Origin of the sequence: Sutcliffiella sp. FSL R7-0096, from assembly GCF_038595065.1 — a bacterium.
Classification (GTDB): Bacteria; Bacillota; Bacilli; order Bacillales; family Bacillaceae_I; genus Sutcliffiella_A.
The window spans coordinates 713,513-731,474 of the sequence record NZ_CP152003.1; the positions used below are offsets into that span (position 1 = coordinate 713,513).

Consider the following 17,962-nt stretch of genomic DNA (forward strand, 5'->3'; position numbering starts at 1 on the left):
GGCTCCTTTTCATTTTTCTATTACATGTCACCGTTTTTTTCAAACTGTAATATTCTACTTCTCTGTCCCATCACCGATGAATTCAGCTGCAACCTTGGCTCCGTCCTGAGACTCTTGATATTTAATTTCACTCAGACAAGCTATTATCAAGGTATCGCACTTCTGCATACCCCTTTTTTCGGCGGAACCAACAAATCATAATGGCAGTAAGGATCAATACTAAAGACATGACTTGGGCAATGCGCAGATTTTCTGTGAGCATCAAGCTGTCCGTTCTCATACCTTCTATAAAAAAGCGGCCTATAGAATAGTAGGTGAGATAAGTTAAAAATAGCTCCCCCCTCCTTAAGTTAGCTCGCCGTAGGGAAATCAGGATGATAAACCCTAAAAAATTCCAAATGGATTCGTATAAAAACGTCGGATGATAATATGTACCATCAATGTACATCTGATTTATTATAAAATCAGGTAAGTATAGATTCTCAAGAAATGCTCTAGTGACGGGACCACCATGAGCTTCCTGATTAATAAAGTTCCCCCATCTACCTATTGCTTGTCCCAGAATAAGGCTTGGTGCAAGAATGTCGGCAAGCTTCCAAAAGGAAATGCCTCTATACCTTGCAAATAAGAAAATGGATAGGACTGCACCTGTCAATACCCCGTGCATAGCCAAGCCGCCCTCCCAGATTGCGATTATTTCATTGGGATGCTGTGAATAATACTCCCATCGGAAAATGACATAATATATGCGTGCAAAGATGATGGAAACTGGAAGTGCAAAGAAAACGAGGTCAAGGAAAGTATCTTTAGGAAGATTGCGGCGTTCACTCTCCCTTATGATTAACCATAGACCAAGGAAAATACCTCCAGTGATGATGACTCCATACCAATACACATTTATCGGACCAAAACTAAATAAAACCCTGTCGATCGGTTCACCAATATTATTCATTTTCTCATGCCTTTCTTTGGATATTAAAAAAGTTGATAAACTTAATATGTTTATCCCATAGGAATCTGGGAAACGACCTGCCCATCAATACGCTCGAATATCTCTTCCAAATTTCGTCCAGTAATGGTCAGCCCATGATTTTTCAGCCCAATAACTGCCCGCGAAGGGTCTTCCGCTTTCCTTACCAGGTCAGCTACGGTTTCGGCCAATTGAATCGTGCCACAAGGGTAGTTAATCTCAGTTGCTTCAATCCCATCCATCCATGCATGAATATGGACAATCGCCCCTACATTTGGGTGTTCTTTATAAATCATCCAATGTTCAATGGCATCAACCGACGCCCTTTTTGGCGTTATTTTTGGAGGAACACTCACTTCCATTGCATTTTTATTCGGATTAAACCCTTTTATAAATAAGATATCTTGTCCGATTATTCGCATGTCAGCCTTGTTGACTCCGCTCGCACTCATCCAAAATGTTTTATCATCGTGTCTGCTGCTGAGGTTCCCATAGCTTAGTCCGCCTATACCATATAATTTTTTTAGCTGTCGCATGTCTCGTTTGGATAAATAGTTTTCAAGTGGAAACGGGGCCGGGAGCAAATTCATTTGATCTAGTTTCTGTCCCGAGGCATACATTCTTTGTGTTATCTCGTTCCCTTTCCATAATTGATAGTCCAAATCCTCTGCAAAAAGGTTGTCAATGATCAATTGTGCAGAGGCAACAGGTTCAAGCCTCCTATAATTCAGATGGAAAAAGTCTTCATCATCTCCACTCTTATAACTTATTTTGTAGAAGCCTTGTTCAGGAGTGATAAAATATACATCTGTGTTTTCCTTGGTGTGGACAATATATATTAAGTGGTTGGCTAAAGAGCGTATAAGATATGGATACGCTGCTTCAAATATATCCTCGATCTCTTTATCCATCTCCATAATGGATACAACAAAGGTCGCCTGAGATTTCCTACGATAAGGACGCGGTTTTTCCTGGTTGATCACATTAAACACTATCCCGATACCATCATCTGAGTCTTCACAAAACTGATATCCTTTTGAAGAGAATTTCTTCTTTAACCCTTCTGTATACCATGTTAGAAATGGAGTTTTTTCGCTTCCGGATATGGTGAATTTCTTCATTTTCATTTCAATCATTCCTCCTATGTAGAATTGAGCTATTATGGTTCAAAAACGACTTTTATTGCTGAACGGCTTTTTTTATTTGAGGCTGTGACAAGTGCATTCTGGTACTCTTCCAAAGGATATCGGTGAGTCACAAGCGGTGATAAATCCACCTTTTTGGAACGCATTAAATCAATGGCAATTTCGAAGGTGCGGACATTTTTCCCTTGGTATAACTCTGTACTATAAGCAAAGCTCCCTTTCACATCCAATTCATTAAGCCAGACAGTCGTCCAATCAATTCCATCAATGATACCTGCCAAACCCAGTAGAACCACTTTTCCGCCATTTCGAGTAAATCGAAGGGCATCACTAATACTCTGCTTCTTCCCCACACATTCGAACACCATGTTCGCTCCCCCCTGAATCACTTCCGGTCCGAAAAGGGGCTTGAGTAATTGCGCTCCAAGAGAATCCTTTAAATCCTCTACATATTTTTGTTTTCGTAGCAGGACTGTCTCGGTCGCACCATAATGGGATGCTAGTTCGGCTTGAAATGGATGCTTGACAAGTGCCACAATTCTGCATGGAATATCCAATGCCCTTATAGCAGCAATTACGCATAACCCGATTACTCCACCCCCGATTACCAATACCGTATCGTCTTTTGTAGGGGTATTCCTAAGTACACTGTGTAAAGCACAGCTGAATGGCTCGACCATGACTCCGTTCAAATCATCAATTTCTTTTGGGAGTTTATAGACCTGATTTTTGTGAGCTACTAATATGGAACTCCAGCCACCTCCAGTCTCACGACATGCACCTATCAATAAACCTGGTGACAAGATTCCTTCTGTTTTAAACTCACACAAGCTGTAATCGCCCTTTTGACAGGAGGGACAAGGTTGTTTGATCCCCCTTGCTACACAAGATAATATCGGATCAACTACAACTCGATCTCCTGGTTTGAATTCCGTACCTAGTGAACTTCCCTCTGTAATTTGCCCAACGATTTCATGACCTATGGTGAAAGGAAATGATACATAGGGGGAAGTGGCAGGACTATCATTTAAAGAAAGTAGATTAAGGTCACTGCCACAAATGCCGCCGTATTTGACTTTTATTTTTACCCAGTCATCATTAGGAAGCTCCGGCTCGGACTGTTCAAGGAACCGTAAACAGGATAGCTTAGTATTCCAATATACCGATGGAGTAAAGCTACCGACCAATTTGGTTATAAGATAACGGGGCATTCTATAATCGAATTGCAAAGCTTTCATCCTACATCACCTAATTTCATCCATGTTATTTATTTTTATATAATCTCACCTATCCATTCCTTTAATATTCATATTTTAGATAAATATGGAAGAAAAATATAAAAACAATGTAGATTACGCATAAATAATAAGCGTTAGTTGAAGGTGAATTTTATTATGAGGGATTGCAATATGAATAAATGGAATAAACGTGGAGTCCGTCAAACAATGCGAAATTTGGAATGCAGTACATATAGGTGGATGTCCATTCGGATGCAGTATGTGATTTAGAGAGTATAACCATGATGAAATTCGGCTATAATTTTGTAAAAAAACTTGAATAGGTGAGACTTTTGTATTGTTTTATTGTCAATAAAGCATCAGGTAACGGTAGAGCTTATAAAATTTGGAACAAAATAGAGAAAAAGCTTGTAGAAAGAGATATTGCGTACTGTGTATATTTTACACAGATGCCTAAACACGCTACTTTATTGGTGAGAGAACTGATCAGGAAAGAAGAAGTAAAAGTCATTGTGGCGGTTGGGGGTGATGGGACTGTCCATGAAGTGATTAATGGGTTAATCGGTTCTGATTTGCCTTTTGGAATCATTCCTGCCGGTTCTGGAAATGATTTTTCAAAAGGTCTTGGTATATCGTCAAAATATGATAAGGCTTTAGAGCGAATATTAAAGGGTAGACCGAAACACATCGATATAGGATGTGTGAACTCTACCTATTTTGTTACAGTGGCAGGAATAGGGTTTGACGGGGAGGTGGCTCATGTCGCCAATACTTCGATATATAAAAAATTATTCAATTTATTTCGGCTTGGTCATATTACCTATCTTATGAGTGCCATTAAAGTGCTTACTCAGTATAGGCCGATGGATATATCTATTATGATCGATAAAGAACTTCACACATTCAAGAAGGTATGGCTGATAGCAGTAGCCAATCTACCCTTTTACGGTGGTGGACTTATCATCTGCCCCAATGCTAAGAATAATGACGGTGTATTTGATATATGTATTGTTCAGGGAATCTCCAAGCTAGAGTTTCTCCGTCTTTTTCCATCAGTTTTTAAAGGGAAGCACATTGATTTTCCTTCAATTAAGACGTATAGAGGAAAAGAGCTCGAAATACATTCCGCCATGCCCTTAAAGATTCATGGAGATGGAGAACAAATTGGAAGATGTCCCGCCCATATTAAAATTATTCCCCTTGCTTTAAATGTTTTTTAGAAATAGTAGACCTAGGAATCACTTACCCCTATATCCGGCCCTTCATGGAATAGGGGTTTTCTCTAGGGTTTAATTCTTTTTTTCCATATCTTTCAAAGCTGCTTCATAATCAAATTCTACTAATGCCACAATCATCTCGATTATGGTTCTAAAAAATCCTGTTATCAACTTGATCATTTGCCTGATACACTCCTCTCATAAGAAGAATTAGCTTTCTTTTACCCTTAACCAAAGCAATCAACTGAGTAGCAAAGGAAAAAGCAACATTTCCAATGTAATGCAACAAAACCTAAGCATCCCATCACCCCTGACATACTGATTTTTTTATAATATGAACAGTAGATTTATCGATTATACATAAAAATCATATTGATATAGCTGGAATACTTATCCCCACGCCTAACTATTGGGAATGATTGTAGTATATTACTGTTTTTTTCAACAAAAGAGTGGCCTGTCTTGTTGATCCTGATACAACTTTCTCCACAATGCAGGGGAAATAACAAGTATTTTGGGGTAGATGTAAAGTAACATCCTGGATGTCATGTAATGTTTGTGCAACTTCCAGGCTTTATGATTTTTGCCCGTTTTTTTAATCTAGGGACATCAAAAGAAACAGATAAATTACTTGATCAAATTATAAAAGTTTACGATATCTTTTGCTCAAAAAACACGTGGTTATTTTCCCTCATTAAACAAATACTATCCAAAGTATCCATTAGAAGAATAGGGTTGATGCTTGGATAAGAGCAAAATAGGAGTGTTGAAATATGGATAATAAGGATATGAACTACAGCAAGGACAATAAATTCATTCCGGTAACCTCGGTTTCCGCGCATTCTGGACACGCGGTCACCGAGGATTTATATTATTACACCAATCAAGTGGTGAATGTTTGCCTTTATGGAAATACGGAGGGCTGGGTACTGATTGATACAGGGATGCCGAAGTCCGCGCGAGAGCTTCTTTCCATGGTGGAGAACCATGTAGGCAAAGGTGCCCGCCCGAAAGCGATCATTCTGACGCATGGTCACTTTGATCATGTGGGGGCATCGGTGGAACTAGTGCGACATTGGGACGTTCCGGTGTATGCACATGAGCTGGAGCTTCCGTACCTGACAGGCAAAAGCGATTATCCAGAGCCAGATCCGAGTGTAGAAGGGGGGCTCGTTGCGAAAGTGTCCTCCTATTTTCCTAACGAATCAACCGATCTCAGCGGGCATGTCCATGCACTCCCTGCAGATGGGACCGTACCGGGCATGGAAGGCTGGCGCTGGATTCAAACGCCAGGTCACTCTCCGGGTCATGTGGCTCTTTTTCGAGAGACGGACCGCACTCTGATTGCAGGGGATGCCTTTGTCACAGTTAGGCAGGACTCCCTCTATAAAGTGCTTGTGCAGCAACAGGAAGTCTGCGGACCGCCACGATATTTCACGACAGACTGGAAAGCGGCTTGGGAATCGGTGAAAAAGCTAGAAGCGTTAAAGCCGCGTGTTGCCGTGACGGGACATGGAACGGCCATGGCAGGCGAGGAGCTGGCCAGCGGACTAGCCAAACTGGTGGAAGACTTTGAAGCAGTAGCTATCCCGGACTATGGAAAATACGTATAAACACCTACATCCAAGGAGGACAACATGAGAGCAGTTACGTACCAAGGAAAAAATACTGTAGTGGTTAAAAAAGTAGAGGCCCCTAAAATCCAGGACCGGGAAGACGTCATTATCAGGATAACGTCCACCGCCATCTGTGGGTCAGACCTTCATCTGTATCAAGGGAACTTCCCATTACCAATCGGCTATATCATCGGGCATGAACCGATGGGGATCGTGGAGGAAGTGGGACCAGACGTGACAAAGGTAAAAAAGGGAGACCGAGTTGTCATCCCATTTACCGTCGCGTGCGGGAGATGCCATTACTGTGAACACGAGCTGGAAAGTCAATGCGATAACTCAAACCCGCACTATGACTCCGGTGGCTATTTCGGCTATTCCGAGAAATTCGGAAATCACCCAGGAGGACAAGCGGAATACTTGCGCGTCCCGTTTGGCAACTTTACCCCATTCGTCATCCCGGAGGACTGTGAGCTTGAGGATGAATCACTCCTCCTCTTATCGGACGTCCTGCCAACTGCCTACTGGAGCGTGGTGAATGCCGGTGTGAAGGAGGGAGACACGGTCATTGTCCTAGGTTGCGGACCAGTTGGACTCATGGCCCAGCAATTTGCTTGGCAACAAGGTGCCAAGCGAGTCATCGCCGTCGATTATATCGGCAATAGGCTCCAGCATTCCAAGCAACACATGCAAACAGAAGTCTTCGATTTCACCAAATACGACGACATGGGCGAAACCCTCAAGGAACTGACCAAAGGTGGAGCCGACGTTGTCATCGACTGTGTGGGGATGGACGGGAAAAAATCTCCGCTAGAATGGGTCGAGCAAAAAATGAAACTGCAAGGCGGGACACTTGGGCCGATCCAGATCGCAACCAAAGCGGTGCGAAAAGGAGGAACCCTGCAAATTACTGGTGTGTATGGTGGATTGTACAACATGTTCCCGCTAGGGCCGTTTTTCACCCGGAACATCAATATCAGGATGGGGCAGGCGCCTGCACGTCATTTTATGCCACATCTGTATGATCAGATAAAGAGTGGGAAGATTGATCCGACCAAGATCATTACACATAAGATGTCCTTGGATGAGGCAGCACATGGATATGACATTTTTAACAAAAAAGAAGATGACTGTATTAAGGTAATTTTGAAGCCTTGATTGTGTCCGTTAGATTGTGCAGGGCCTTTGACCAACTTAGGTCAAGGTTCCTGTCCGCAAAATATAAAACGCTTGGAATAAATAACTATCTATTGTAATATATTCATATAGAATATCCACTAGGGGAGCCAATTGGCTGAGACGGAGCGTTACGCGACGGACCCTTTGAACCTGATCTGGTTGATACCAGCGGAGGAAAGTGGCGCATTGAGTTTAGTACGTACATATACTCATGCTCCTCTTTCCCGTGGAAGAGGAGCTTTTTTCGTTATGAAATAAGATAACGATTTTACTAAGTTTTGTTCTTCTGTGGGAAAAGGTGGGTATTCTCCTAATTAATTTTGAGGAGGAATACGACATGAAGTTTTCTGAGCAGTTACGAAGAGAGGCAGATCCCATTTTTCAGTCGATTTTTGAACATCCGTTTGTAAAAGGGATCGGGGAAGGTAATGTACCAAAAGAGGCACTTATTCATTATGTAGAACAAGATTTTGAGTATTTATCGACTTTTTGTAGAATTTATGGGCTGGCTGTTTCTAAATGCACAGACCGAGAAGATATGGCATTTTTCCAGCAACAAATAGGGTTTGTGTTAAATTCCGAGGTGCATCCACATAATAACTTTTGTGAAGTAGCTGGCGTACGTTATGAGGATTTGCAAAAAGCCCCAATTGCTCCGACTGCCCACCACTATACTCGACATATGATGGAAGCAGCAACAAACGGCACATTAGGCGAAACCCTTGCTGCCCTTGCCCCTTGCCCTTGGACATATTGGGAGATTGGGAAAAAGCTCATCCAAGAAGTGAAGCCAACACCTGATCACCCTTTCTATGAATGGATCATGTTTTATGGAAACAAGGAAGTGACTTCCATCACAGAAGTGTTCATGGACAAAATTGATGCTTGTGCATCAACAGCGGGTGAAGAAGAAAAACAACGTATGCGTGACCACTTTATAACGAGCACACAATTAGAACACCAATTTTGGACAATGGCTTATACCCAGGAAAAGTGGCCAGTTGCTTTGGATCGGGTGAGGGTTTAGTAAATAGATTAGTAACATTAGGGACGGTAAAGGTCCTTTGACCGGCTGAAAAATGCAGGTGATCATGATGATTACCTGCATTTTGTCTATGTTCTAGTGCTTTCTTAGAATAACAAAAATTAAACAAACGTTTGTTGAAACGGAAATTTAGCATCGTAACGAAAGCTCTCCTAACCATTCGTCAAACCTCAACCATTTTCGCATTCTATTTCAAAAAAGCTTTCACTTCACATTTGAAGTGAAACTCCATCAAAATTGGTCACCTCGTCTGTCCCTTCCCCAAAAAATCTCTTGCTCACTTATGTCACAACGTGATATACTCACGTCGTGACATATATCACGTTGCCACATAGCAAGAAGAACAGAGGTGACCACATTGGAACTTTCCAAAATCATTAAAAAATACATACCCATGACAGAAACCGCCTTCTACATATTGCTCTCATTAACAGAACCACGCCATGGCTATGGCATCATCAAACACGTAGAAGAAATCTCGAACAGCCGCATCCGTCTGGGCTCTGGTACGATATACGGAACACTGACAAAAATGCAAAAGGATGGGGTCATCACCGTGTTCTCGGATGCAGAGCGAAAGACGGTGTACGAAATCACCGATAGCGGCAAAGTGCTGATCACCGCAGAGATTACACGATTGAAGGAGCTTCACGGAAACGCACTGAAGTACGAGGGGGGATTCAAATGAAAACAAACATAAGACCATTATGGAGCTATGATGTGCAGAAGACCGAGCAATGGCTCAGCGACCAGGCAAAAGAAGGCTATCACCTGAAAGAACTTCACCGCTTCAAACGGTGCTTCACATTCGAAAAGGGAGCTCCAAAGGATGCCACCTACCGAATCGGCTACGACAAAATAAAACCTACCACTTTATCCAATACCATGTGCAATGACGGCTGGGAAAAAGTTACGCAAAGCGGAAAATGGTATGTGATTGCAAATGAAAGACCACAGGCAGAAGTGACCACGTCCACGAGTCGCGATGCCATTATCAAACGGAATAATTATATCTTTTACGCATTCATGGCCATACTCATCTACTTTACAGCTGCGACACTGGCAAATGTGGCCATGTTTGCCACAGCTTATACCGCAAGTAATGGCAATGTGGAAGTGGTGGAGAGTCCATTCTGGATCATCACCTATATCGGTGCAGCTTTAGCACTCGCCTTCTACTTTTTCATGATCTACTCTGTTTGGAAAATAAAGAAGACAAACAAAGCGCTATCTACTGAGAACCAAACAACATTCACGACACCACACACATTGGATAGGAAAAACCTTAATAAAGCAGAAGAAAAACAACTTAAGCGAGATGGGCTGCTTATCAAGCGCCGCAAGTTCGGATGGATGTATTCCCCGGATAAACTCGAAAGGTTCCTAGAAAAAATGGCAGCAGAAGGATATCGCCTATACCGCCTCAACAAACTTGGCACCACCTACTACTTCCGAAAAGGCGAAGCACAAAACATCAAATTCAGCGCAGACTACCAAAACCTCTCGGATGATAGCTATTTCGAGATTCATAGACAAGCAGGTTGGAAGGATGTATTCAGCTCCAAGGGTGCCCTCCAAAAGTGGACCATCTGGAGTAAGGAATATGAAGAAGGCGAGATACCACCAGACTTATACAGCGACAAAACACACAAGCTCAAGCATGCCAAGAAAGTTGCCTTCTCCTATACCATGCTGTTTCTGCCAATAGTACTTATGTACATTTTTATTGCCAGCATGAACATCGGTTATTTGCTCCGACAAGGGGAGACCTGGACCTTAATGAATACCAACACAGTAATGTTTTTCCTATTAATACTAGTATTTGGAACATTCATCACAAAAACCTGGATGTATTATTTTAGGTTGCAAAGAGCTTGAATAAACATTGAAAAAAGACCATTAAAACGCACAAGGTTTTAATGGTCTTTTTCTATTAGTTGATTAGAAGGTCTCTTCACTACCTCGTTCCGGAGTCAATGCCCATATCAATCCAATCAAGGTTGGTGGGACGCTGGCAAGCAGGAACCACCAGTTGTCGGTTGCAATAGAAAGAACTAGAAATAAAAGTAGTGATAAGGCCACAGTGGCTATCCCGAATTTAACTCTAGAAGGCTTCAAAGGCTCTTCCATATTCATATTGATGGATAAGACCACGCCTGTAATCCCCCAGCTGGCAAAATGAACAAGCATAACGACTCCGAGAACCATCGCGGCCGTTAATTCCATTCCGAATATGACTAAAGTGAATAGAATGTACATGGAAGCAAGCGTGAAGAACCAAGAAATGGCCCGGGCCTTTTGCCAAATATGGTCATGCAGTTCATCCAAACCACGCTGCTTTTTGGCCATACGGCGTCCAAACCACCAAGCTAATATACCTATCACAGCTCCTCCATATAATCCGACCAACCCACCAATTTGTACCCCCATTATTCCTCTCCCCCTTCTTCTAAAATAAAGACCTCTTCAATGATGCAATCAAAAACCTTTGAAATGTTGTAAGCTAGTTCGAGTGAGGGGTTATATTTCCCTGATTCAATCGCAATGATGGATTGTCTCGAGACCCCCACCTGAATGGCCAGCTCCTCTTGCGTCATCTTCGTAGCTTTGCGCAGATCTTTAATCCGATTTTTCAACGTATCTACACCTCTGATTATTTTGTAAAGCTAGCTTTACAATTAGTTATAAGTAAAGCTTACTTTACATTTTAACGAATGTCAAGGGTACTTTACATTATTTAGGTGTTGCGAACAATTATTGGGCATGAGCTTCAAAAAAAAGACCGCCCAAAAAGTCAACTGCATGACTTTCTGGACGGCCTCTAAGACAATTATTTAAATTTATCAGGAAACTGCTTCACAACTCCCGCAGAGATAGCATCTGCCATTAGGATGATATGTGTGACTCCTTCGACAATTGCAACGATTCTAGCTTCCCAGTCTTTTGCTAAACTTGCAGATAGATCATTTGCCACTAATTCCAGATGCATATACAGCATTTTCTTTAAATCTTCATTCTTTAAATGGGGGTTGGCTCCACTAAGAAAAGCTGCGATGTCATCGGCATTTCTAACCCATTCTTTGTTTAGCTGCTTCACCAAGGCTTCATTTCCGCCCTTAGCCGCATCAACAATCTTTCCTGCAATCACAATATGCTCCTTAAGCAGCTCGGTAAGTTTATTCCCAGCTTCTTCTCCATACACTGGCTTTATCGCATTGCCAATATCCTCCTGATTTTTCAGGAGCCTAGCCAGTACCTCTTTTTGATCCTCCGCACCTGCTGTTGTGGCACTTGTAATATAATTACTTGTCCACAATACATGATCTATCCAAAGCCTTCTGAAATCATTCTCGAACTTCACCTCAGATTCGCTAACGGCATAAGCAGTAGTAGTTCCACCAAACATATTTAGAGAAAGTAAAAAAACAAATCCAATCAACCATATTTTTCTCATAAATCCTTCTCCTTCCAAAATGTGTCCTTTTTATTATGAATAATTGGGATTTTTATTATTCCTAAATCGCATGACTTATTGTAGGAATATGTAGATTATGAAATAATTGGTATTAAGCAGTTGGGCAGGATTATTCAATAAGAAATTGCTTATTGTACAGATAGGAGAATGCTAATGGACTGGAATACTGTTAATAATGAAGAGCGAGAAGAAACTAAGTTTTACACTAAAATTGGCTGTTTCTTCGGGGTAGTGATAATAGGACTTTTAATTATTGCATTCATTATTGGGATTTCTTACCGTGTATTTGTCCCTAGTGAAATTCAGTTAATGGTCAGTGATTCTCCAAATAATAAAAATAAAATTGAAATTGTTAGGGTAGAAGATTTCCCCGATCCTACATTAAGAATTAATTATGATAATAATTCTATTATAAAAACTAATCTACCTGATGATATATCCATTGAATGGAAAAATGATTATGAAGCTAATGTTATCCTTGTTAGGCAAGGGCAGGAACCAGATGTTGTTAAAGTTGAATTTCAGTAGCAATCACAGAAATGTTCAATCGTTCTTCAATAAACTTGGAGCGATTGTTACAAAGTCGCTCACTCTTTACAATAGATTTAGGCAGTACTAATCAAAAAGATGAGTTATCTTAAAAGAAGGTGTTGTGTTATGGGAAGTTTTGATTTTAGTTCAATAGTTTATTTGATACTTATTGGTCTAATAGTATTGAGTGTTGTTTCCTTCACATTTATCATCCGAAGTTTATATATTAATTCTTCTGCTAAAAGAAAAAAAACAGGTGAGATTGAAAAGAAACTTGATAAAATTATAGCTTTACTTGAAAAGGATAGAAATTCCTAATAGTACTAACTTTAATGTACCAATAATTGATTTTTAAATTACGATTACTCAACAAACTGGAGCTTATATTTAATAAGATTAAATGTCTTTAAAAACTGAGAGGTAGTAGGCTTAAACCAGGGCAATTCAAGCTAAAAAATACATATGAACGGCAAGGGAGTTTAAAATGAAAATTGATTTTTTATCAAACCATCCCGATATGACGAAAATAGTTGCTGAAATGGTTTATCAGGAATTTGTAGTAAAAACAAATAGTGTTATGCAGTTTGAAGATGTTGTTAAACATTTTTCAAATACGCATACAAATATCTTTCCGATAACACTTGTGGCTATAGAGAGCGATGAATGTCTAGGAACTGTATCGATTCTAGAAAATGATTTGAAAATAAGAAGTATATATAAACCTTGGCTTGCATCTTTATATACAAAACCTGAGTATCGCAGTAAAGGTGTAGGACAACAATTGGTAAATAAAACCATAGATGTAGTTAAGGAATTAGGGTTTAGTGAACTTTATTTAAGAACAGAAGATACATCTGAGTATTATAGAAAAAGAGGTTGGACTTTTATTGAAACTGTTTCTGACGATAAATACGAAGAGATTAATGTATTTAAAAAAAGCGTGAATTGTAATTAACTTAGTAGCTTCCTTTGATTTTGCTATTTTAGTTATTCAAATGGAAGCATAATGGATTGTTCCATACATAAGTATAGGGCAGTTGAGATGAAGAAAAATTAGAAACGCCCATAGGGAAAAGGAGAAGCGATGAATCGAAAAATTGGTCTTTTTTTATTGATACTCTGTTGTTATTTAATATGGCTATATCTTGCAATATATGAATCTTCAATAAATGACTGGTGGACAGTTAATGACATAAAACATAAAACTGAAGATACTATGGAAGTAGGGGTATCAAATGTAAAGTTTATTGTTGGTACGGTTATCTTCATTTTAGTTGGAACGGTTCTCTACTTGTTGATAAGAAAAAGGAATTAGATATTTATTCAGTTAATTGGGAGCGATAGCAGGAGAGTGGCTCGCTCCTGACTTAAGGATTAGACAGGATAGATGAAAATTAGGAGGAGGTAACATAATTGGATTTTGTCTACTTAGCAGCAATAACTGTCGCAGTTTTTTGCATGTCCGTAGCTGTTTTCCAGGTGTTACTTTCACTTGGCTACCCTTTTGGTGAATTTGCAATGGGGGGATACTATAAAGTATTGCCTAAAAAATTACGGATTGTGAGTGCGGTAAATGCTTTCATTCTCATATTTATGGGCTTCGTTTTTCTGCAGCATACTCATGTTTTAAATAGTTTAGATTTTTTATCTACAAATATATTAGTATGGGTCATTACAATTTTCCTGGGATTAAATACGATAGCAAACCTAATGTCTCGAAGTAAAAAAGAAAGACTTTTTATGACACCGTTATCGGGTTTTATTTTCATACTATGTTTATTTATTTCTTTAGCATAAGGGACTGGGAAAAAGGCAAAGTGAACTTTGGGGGTACTTATGAAAACACACTATTATTTAGGTTGGTTCAACAATTTCATTCCTGAGAATTTGACTAGGGTGTTACAGGAGGATATTACAGATAGGAAATCGATCGCCATGATTAGCTCGAATCCAGATATTTATGAAGAGGATGGCGCTACGGAACGTTCGTGGCTTGACGTGGCCGGCATTACATTTGATGAATATCATTTAGTTAATTATCAACTACAGAAGGATGATGCCCATACATTGATTCAGAAGGCTTCCGTTATTTTCTTATTGGGCGGAAATCCGCTTAAACAAAATGAATTTCTGATGGAATATGAATTGTCGGAGCCAATCAAACAAAGTAAAGCGGTTGTGATCGGAGCTAGCGCTGGTGCAATCAATATGTCCGCTAAATGGCTATGCTCGAAAGAACTTGGATTTGAAACGGAAACAAGCTCTATTTACTCTGGAGTCGGCCTCGACGATATTTCCGTCCTATCTCATTATGACTTAGAAAATAACACCGATCAGATACTAAGCGAGTTGTCTCCGTTATCCCATGAAATGGACATTTATGCGTCAAATAAAGATTGCGCTATTCGCGTAAAGGGAGATCAAATCGACATTTTTGGTGATGTGTATGTAATTTCTAATTCAGTCATTCAGAAATTGGTTGCGACGCTCTAAATTTATAGACGAATAATTAAAGGTGGGTTACATATGAAAGATCCAATCAGAATAATGTTATTAGGTATCGCAATATTGATAATAAGTATATTCGTTCAGAACATACCTACAGGCGGTACAGAGTCCATTTCAAACACTGTGCAAATCATCTTTGCACTAGGAGTCATTACCACTTTAATAGGTTTGTTCAAGAAATAGAGAGGGGGAAGTTTTATCTAAAACTTCGTAGAGGTGCGATTGCATGCGTATACACCTGAGAAATGAAAACTGGCTTGAGGTTAGAGAGTATAGAAAAGAAGGCTTTATACATGTTAATAGATTAAATGAAGAGGAAAAGTGGAATAACCTTGTTGAAAATAAAGAGAGTACAAGGGAAGCCTGGAATCACTCAAACATTGCTTATGTTGCAGAAATAAACGGGCAGCTGGTTGGATATATTCGTGGGCTTACAGATCAATCTATCACCTTGTACATCTGTGAGTTATTAATAGATTGTACCTATCGTGGGTTAGGGATTGGAGAAATATTGCTGAATTATGTACATCACTTATACCCAACCACAAGGATAGAAATGCTAGCAAACAGTGATTCTCGAACTTTTTATGAGCAAAAAGGTTACAGAACGTTTTACGGATTTAGGAAGACAAGTAAAGAATAATGGGGAGTTACTTACTTAACTACCAGGCGCTATTCTTGTTTCAAGGATGAGCGCTTATTTTGTATAAAAGGGTTTTGCAGAAACCTATGATGAAACTTTTCATTATAATGCGCGTATATATTTCAAAGATAAAGATGTAATCAAAGGAGGAGTGTAACATGTCAGATCCATATAGTGTGGTGGCTGGTGGTAATCCTATGTTTGAGATTGTACCTATTTTCATTGGCATTATTTTTGTGATTGTTATCGGTAGTATCTTAATTTCGGTTTTCAAAGGTGTTGGGGAGTGGCAGAAAAATGAGCAGTCTCCGAAGCTAAGTGTGCCAGCTGTTGTTACATCAAAACGGATAGATGTTACCAAAAGGTCTAATATGCATCATAACAACGATATCCATCATCACCATTCTTCCAGCACGCATACAAAATATTATGTGACGTTCGAGTTTGAAAGCGGTGACCGTTCGGAGTTTCAAGTTTCTGGTAAGGAGTATGGGTTACTTTCCGAAGATGACAATGGAGTATTAAGTTTTCAAGGGACGCGGTATTTAGGCTTTGAGCGGAACAAAGTGAGTATATCGGGAGGAGACCAAGGTGACTACAAGTGAAAAAGATATTCTACTGATGAATAGTGACAAAAACTTTAATAGATTACTTGCAATTATTGAATCCGTACCAAGTAGAAAAAGAGGCCTTTCCATTGAAACGCTAGAAAGAGATAAGAATTTCCGTGATGTCGTCATGCACCTGTATGAATGGCATGCCATGCTGGAGAGATGGTATAGGGAAGGTATGAATGGGGATATCCCGTTTATGCCGGCACCGGGTTATAAATGGAGTAAGATCGGGCAACTCAATATGCGAACTTGGGAAAACTACCAAGACGTATCATTAAATCAAGCGATGAAGAAATTGAAGTTAAGCCATGAACGAGTGATGAAACTTATTAAATCACATACCAATGAAGAAATCATGACCAAAAAACAGTATAAGTGGACCAAAACTAGTAATTTATATAGCTATTTTGCAGCAAATACTTCCGATCATTACATTTGGGGGATAAAAAAATGTGAGGTTATTGCAAAGTCTATAAAAGGAATGGAAGAGAAGCAACTTGTGAAATAAAGGCTGATGACTAGGTGGGGACTATGAAAATACTCTTAAAGGATAAACTACTACAATTCGTTGTGATATCGCCAATATCCATACTATTGATTACTGCCTTATGCATCATGACTCCAGTTTTTGATTTACGATATCCCAAGATAGTGGATATCCGTGATACAGTTACGCTTGTTTCATTCGCTTATTTTCCTTCTAGCTTTTATGCCATCCCAGTAGCTATCATTACGGAGATGTTAATCAAGAAAATTCCTTCTGGGGCCAAAGCTTTTAAATTTATCCTATACGTCTTTTGGGCATTCCTGTTTTTTCTACTATTTCTAATTCCTTCGTTTGGATTTAGCATTTTTGGATTTGTTCCTTTTCTGTTACTTTTCATCTATGAAGAATGGAAAGCTAGGTTCATTCATAAATCTTACAAACTGCTTTCCGCAACAAGTGTAATAGCAATACTTATCATTTATTTAGTAAGCCTATTCTATTGAATATTTATTTAAAGCGAATTTAGGGGATCTAAGAGAGGGAAGGATGAGGTGAAGGTATTGCTAATTATAGTAATCATTATTAATTGTTATTACCCTTTTATCCATAGAAGTGCAGTTAAGGCGAGCAAACAAACAAAATGAAGAAATAATAGATTTGTTGAGACAGATAAAGGATAGAGTTGAATAAGACTTCTTAGGGATAATTTCTTGAAGAAGGGAAAGTTTAGCATTTCTTTTTAGAAAGTATTGAGAGTTTAATAGAATAAGTGTCTAGAAGAGAATGGAGGGCTTAACATTATAAGTATATATATAAAGCAGGAACAAGTGATATTGAAGGTATAAAAAGAGTCTGTTCTGAAGGTTATAGAGCAACTTATGAAGATATTTATTCAAAAGATTATATTGAGAAAGTGATAAAAGAGTTTTATAACAAGGAAAGAATACTGGATGAAGTAACAAAACCTAATAGACATTGGGGAGGTTATTTTGTTGCAGTTGAAAATGATGAAGTAATTGGTGCTGGTGGAGGAGGAATGATTGGTGAGACGGAAGGTGAGATCTTTGTCTTATATCTCAATCCCCACAGACGTAATGAGGGAATGGGTACTATTTTGTTAGAAGCTATTACTAAACAACAAAAACAAGAATATAATGCAACAACGCAATGGGTATCTGTACAAAAAGGTAACCTAAAAGGTATTCCTTTCTATGAAGCTAAAGGATTTATTTACGAACACTAACAAAAGACGTATGGGAATGAGAATGAGGACTATATTTCTTTAAGATATTCCCGT

The 17,962-nt window shown here is 39.4% G+C and carries 24 protein-coding genes and 1 riboswitch; of the genes, 18 read left to right on the forward strand and 6 right to left on the reverse strand.

Annotated elements, in window-relative coordinates; genetic code table 11:
* Positions 1-127: 127 nt before the first annotated feature.
* The 3 genes from lgt to MKY77_RS03825 are packed head-to-tail and all read right to left on the reverse strand — an operon-like array spanning position 128 to position 3,353.
* On the reverse strand, positions 128-952 hold the full coding sequence (lgt, locus tag MKY77_RS03815; RefSeq protein ID WP_339148967.1) for a prolipoprotein diacylglyceryl transferase: 825 nt from the start codon (positions 950-952) through the stop codon (positions 128-130).
* A gap of 50 nt (positions 953-1,002) precedes the next feature.
* Positions 1,003-2,091, reverse strand: coding sequence for a class II aldolase/adducin family protein (locus MKY77_RS03820; protein WP_339149946.1), 1,089 nt, complete (start codon positions 2,089-2,091; stop codon positions 1,003-1,005).
* 38 nt (positions 2,092-2,129) lie between these two features.
* Positions 2,130-3,353, reverse strand: coding sequence for a zinc-binding dehydrogenase (locus tag MKY77_RS03825; protein ID WP_339148968.1), 1,224 nt, complete (start codon positions 3,351-3,353; stop codon positions 2,130-2,132).
* 332 nt (positions 3,354-3,685) lie between these two features.
* Between MKY77_RS03825 and MKY77_RS03830 the strand changes: the two genes are divergently transcribed.
* From MKY77_RS03830 to MKY77_RS03860, 7 genes are all read left to right on the forward strand, one after another.
* The gene (locus tag MKY77_RS03830; RefSeq protein ID WP_339148969.1) at positions 3,686-4,573 is read left to right on the forward strand and encodes a diacylglycerol kinase family protein; all 888 of its coding nucleotides are present in this window, start codon (positions 3,686-3,688) and stop codon (positions 4,571-4,573) included.
* Positions 4,574-5,122: 549 nt separating this feature from the next.
* Positions 5,123-5,320 carry a hypothetical protein gene (locus MKY77_RS03835; protein ID WP_339148970.1) on the forward strand — a complete coding sequence of 66 codons (198 nt, stop codon included), beginning with the start codon at positions 5,123-5,125 and terminating at the stop codon, positions 5,318-5,320.
* A gap of 23 nt (positions 5,321-5,343) precedes the next feature.
* On the forward strand, positions 5,344-6,183 hold the full coding sequence (locus MKY77_RS03840) for an MBL fold metallo-hydrolase (protein ID WP_339148971.1): 840 nt from the start codon (positions 5,344-5,346) through the stop codon (positions 6,181-6,183).
* Positions 6,184-6,207: 24 nt separating this feature from the next.
* Entirely contained in the window at positions 6,208-7,341 is a 1,134-nt protein-coding gene (locus MKY77_RS03845; RefSeq protein WP_339148972.1) for a zinc-dependent alcohol dehydrogenase, read from the forward strand.
* A 111-nt stretch (positions 7,342-7,452) separates the two neighbouring features.
* Positions 7,453-7,556: riboswitch (TPP riboswitch) on the forward strand.
* 143 nt (positions 7,557-7,699) lie between these two features.
* Positions 7,700-8,389, forward strand: coding sequence for a thiaminase II (tenA, locus tag MKY77_RS03850; protein WP_339148974.1), 690 nt, complete (start codon positions 7,700-7,702; stop codon positions 8,387-8,389).
* 376 nt (positions 8,390-8,765) lie between these two features.
* Entirely contained in the window at positions 8,766-9,095 is a 330-nt protein-coding gene (locus MKY77_RS03855; protein ID WP_339148975.1) for a PadR family transcriptional regulator, read from the forward strand.
* Positions 9,092-10,285 carry a DUF2812 domain-containing protein gene (locus tag MKY77_RS03860; protein WP_339148976.1) on the forward strand — a complete coding sequence of 398 codons (1,194 nt, stop codon included), beginning with the start codon at positions 9,092-9,094 and terminating at the stop codon, positions 10,283-10,285. The genes MKY77_RS03855 and MKY77_RS03860 overlap by 4 nt, the downstream gene beginning before the upstream one ends.
* Positions 10,286-10,348: 63 nt before the next feature.
* Here the strand turns inward: MKY77_RS03860 and MKY77_RS03865 are convergent, their stop codons facing one another.
* The 3 genes from MKY77_RS03865 to MKY77_RS03875 form a co-directional block, all read right to left on the reverse strand.
* A complete protein-coding gene (locus tag MKY77_RS03865) occupies positions 10,349-10,837 on the reverse strand; it encodes a hypothetical protein (protein WP_339148977.1) in 489 nt (162 codons plus the stop codon).
* Entirely contained in the window at positions 10,837-11,043 is a 207-nt protein-coding gene (locus tag MKY77_RS03870) for a helix-turn-helix transcriptional regulator (protein WP_339148978.1), read from the reverse strand. Before MKY77_RS03870 ends, MKY77_RS03865 begins: the two co-directional genes overlap by 1 nt.
* Positions 11,044-11,237: 194 nt before the next feature.
* Positions 11,238-11,861, reverse strand: a complete 624-nt coding sequence (locus MKY77_RS03875; RefSeq protein ID WP_339148979.1) for a glycosyltransferase — start codon at positions 11,859-11,861, stop codon at positions 11,238-11,240.
* Between the two features lie 174 nt (positions 11,862-12,035).
* On the opposite strand from MKY77_RS03875, the gene MKY77_RS03880 reads away from it, so the two are divergent.
* The 11 genes from MKY77_RS03880 (at position 12,036) to MKY77_RS03930 (ending at position 17,908) form a co-directional block, all read left to right on the forward strand.
* On the forward strand, positions 12,036-12,410 hold the full coding sequence (locus MKY77_RS03880; RefSeq protein ID WP_339148980.1) for a hypothetical protein: 375 nt from the start codon (positions 12,036-12,038) through the stop codon (positions 12,408-12,410).
* A gap of 129 nt (positions 12,411-12,539) precedes the next feature.
* The gene (locus tag MKY77_RS03885; protein ID WP_339148981.1) at positions 12,540-12,731 is read left to right on the forward strand and encodes a DUF4083 domain-containing protein; all 192 of its coding nucleotides are present in this window, start codon (positions 12,540-12,542) and stop codon (positions 12,729-12,731) included.
* A 166-nt stretch (positions 12,732-12,897) separates the two neighbouring features.
* Entirely contained in the window at positions 12,898-13,368 is a 471-nt protein-coding gene (locus tag MKY77_RS03890) for a GNAT family N-acetyltransferase (RefSeq protein ID WP_339148982.1), read from the forward strand.
* 458 nt (positions 13,369-13,826) lie between these two features.
* Positions 13,827-14,210 carry a hypothetical protein gene (locus MKY77_RS03895; RefSeq protein ID WP_339148984.1) on the forward strand — a complete coding sequence of 128 codons (384 nt, stop codon included), beginning with the start codon at positions 13,827-13,829 and terminating at the stop codon, positions 14,208-14,210.
* A gap of 39 nt (positions 14,211-14,249) precedes the next feature.
* Complete coding sequence (locus tag MKY77_RS03900; RefSeq protein ID WP_339148985.1) at positions 14,250-14,906, forward strand: Type 1 glutamine amidotransferase-like domain-containing protein; 657 nt, start codon at positions 14,250-14,252, stop codon at positions 14,904-14,906.
* A gap of 33 nt (positions 14,907-14,939) precedes the next feature.
* Complete coding sequence (locus MKY77_RS03905) at positions 14,940-15,104, forward strand: hypothetical protein (protein ID WP_339148986.1); 165 nt, start codon at positions 14,940-14,942, stop codon at positions 15,102-15,104.
* 43 nt (positions 15,105-15,147) lie between these two features.
* On the forward strand, positions 15,148-15,564 hold the full coding sequence (locus MKY77_RS03910; protein WP_339148987.1) for a GNAT family N-acetyltransferase: 417 nt from the start codon (positions 15,148-15,150) through the stop codon (positions 15,562-15,564).
* 158 nt (positions 15,565-15,722) lie between these two features.
* The gene (locus MKY77_RS03915; protein ID WP_339148988.1) at positions 15,723-16,169 is read left to right on the forward strand and encodes a DUF2500 domain-containing protein; all 447 of its coding nucleotides are present in this window, start codon (positions 15,723-15,725) and stop codon (positions 16,167-16,169) included.
* Positions 16,170-16,185: 16 nt separating this feature from the next.
* Complete coding sequence (locus MKY77_RS03920) at positions 16,186-16,686, forward strand: ClbS/DfsB family four-helix bundle protein (RefSeq protein WP_339149947.1); 501 nt, start codon at positions 16,186-16,188, stop codon at positions 16,684-16,686.
* A 23-nt stretch (positions 16,687-16,709) separates the two neighbouring features.
* Positions 16,710-17,168 (forward strand): hypothetical protein, encoded by a 459-nt coding sequence (locus MKY77_RS03925; protein WP_339148989.1) that lies wholly within the window; start codon positions 16,710-16,712, stop codon positions 17,166-17,168.
* 383 nt (positions 17,169-17,551) lie between these two features.
* Entirely contained in the window at positions 17,552-17,908 is a 357-nt protein-coding gene (locus tag MKY77_RS03930; RefSeq protein ID WP_339149948.1) for a GNAT family N-acetyltransferase, read from the forward strand.
* Positions 17,909-17,962: the final 54 nt, after the last annotated feature.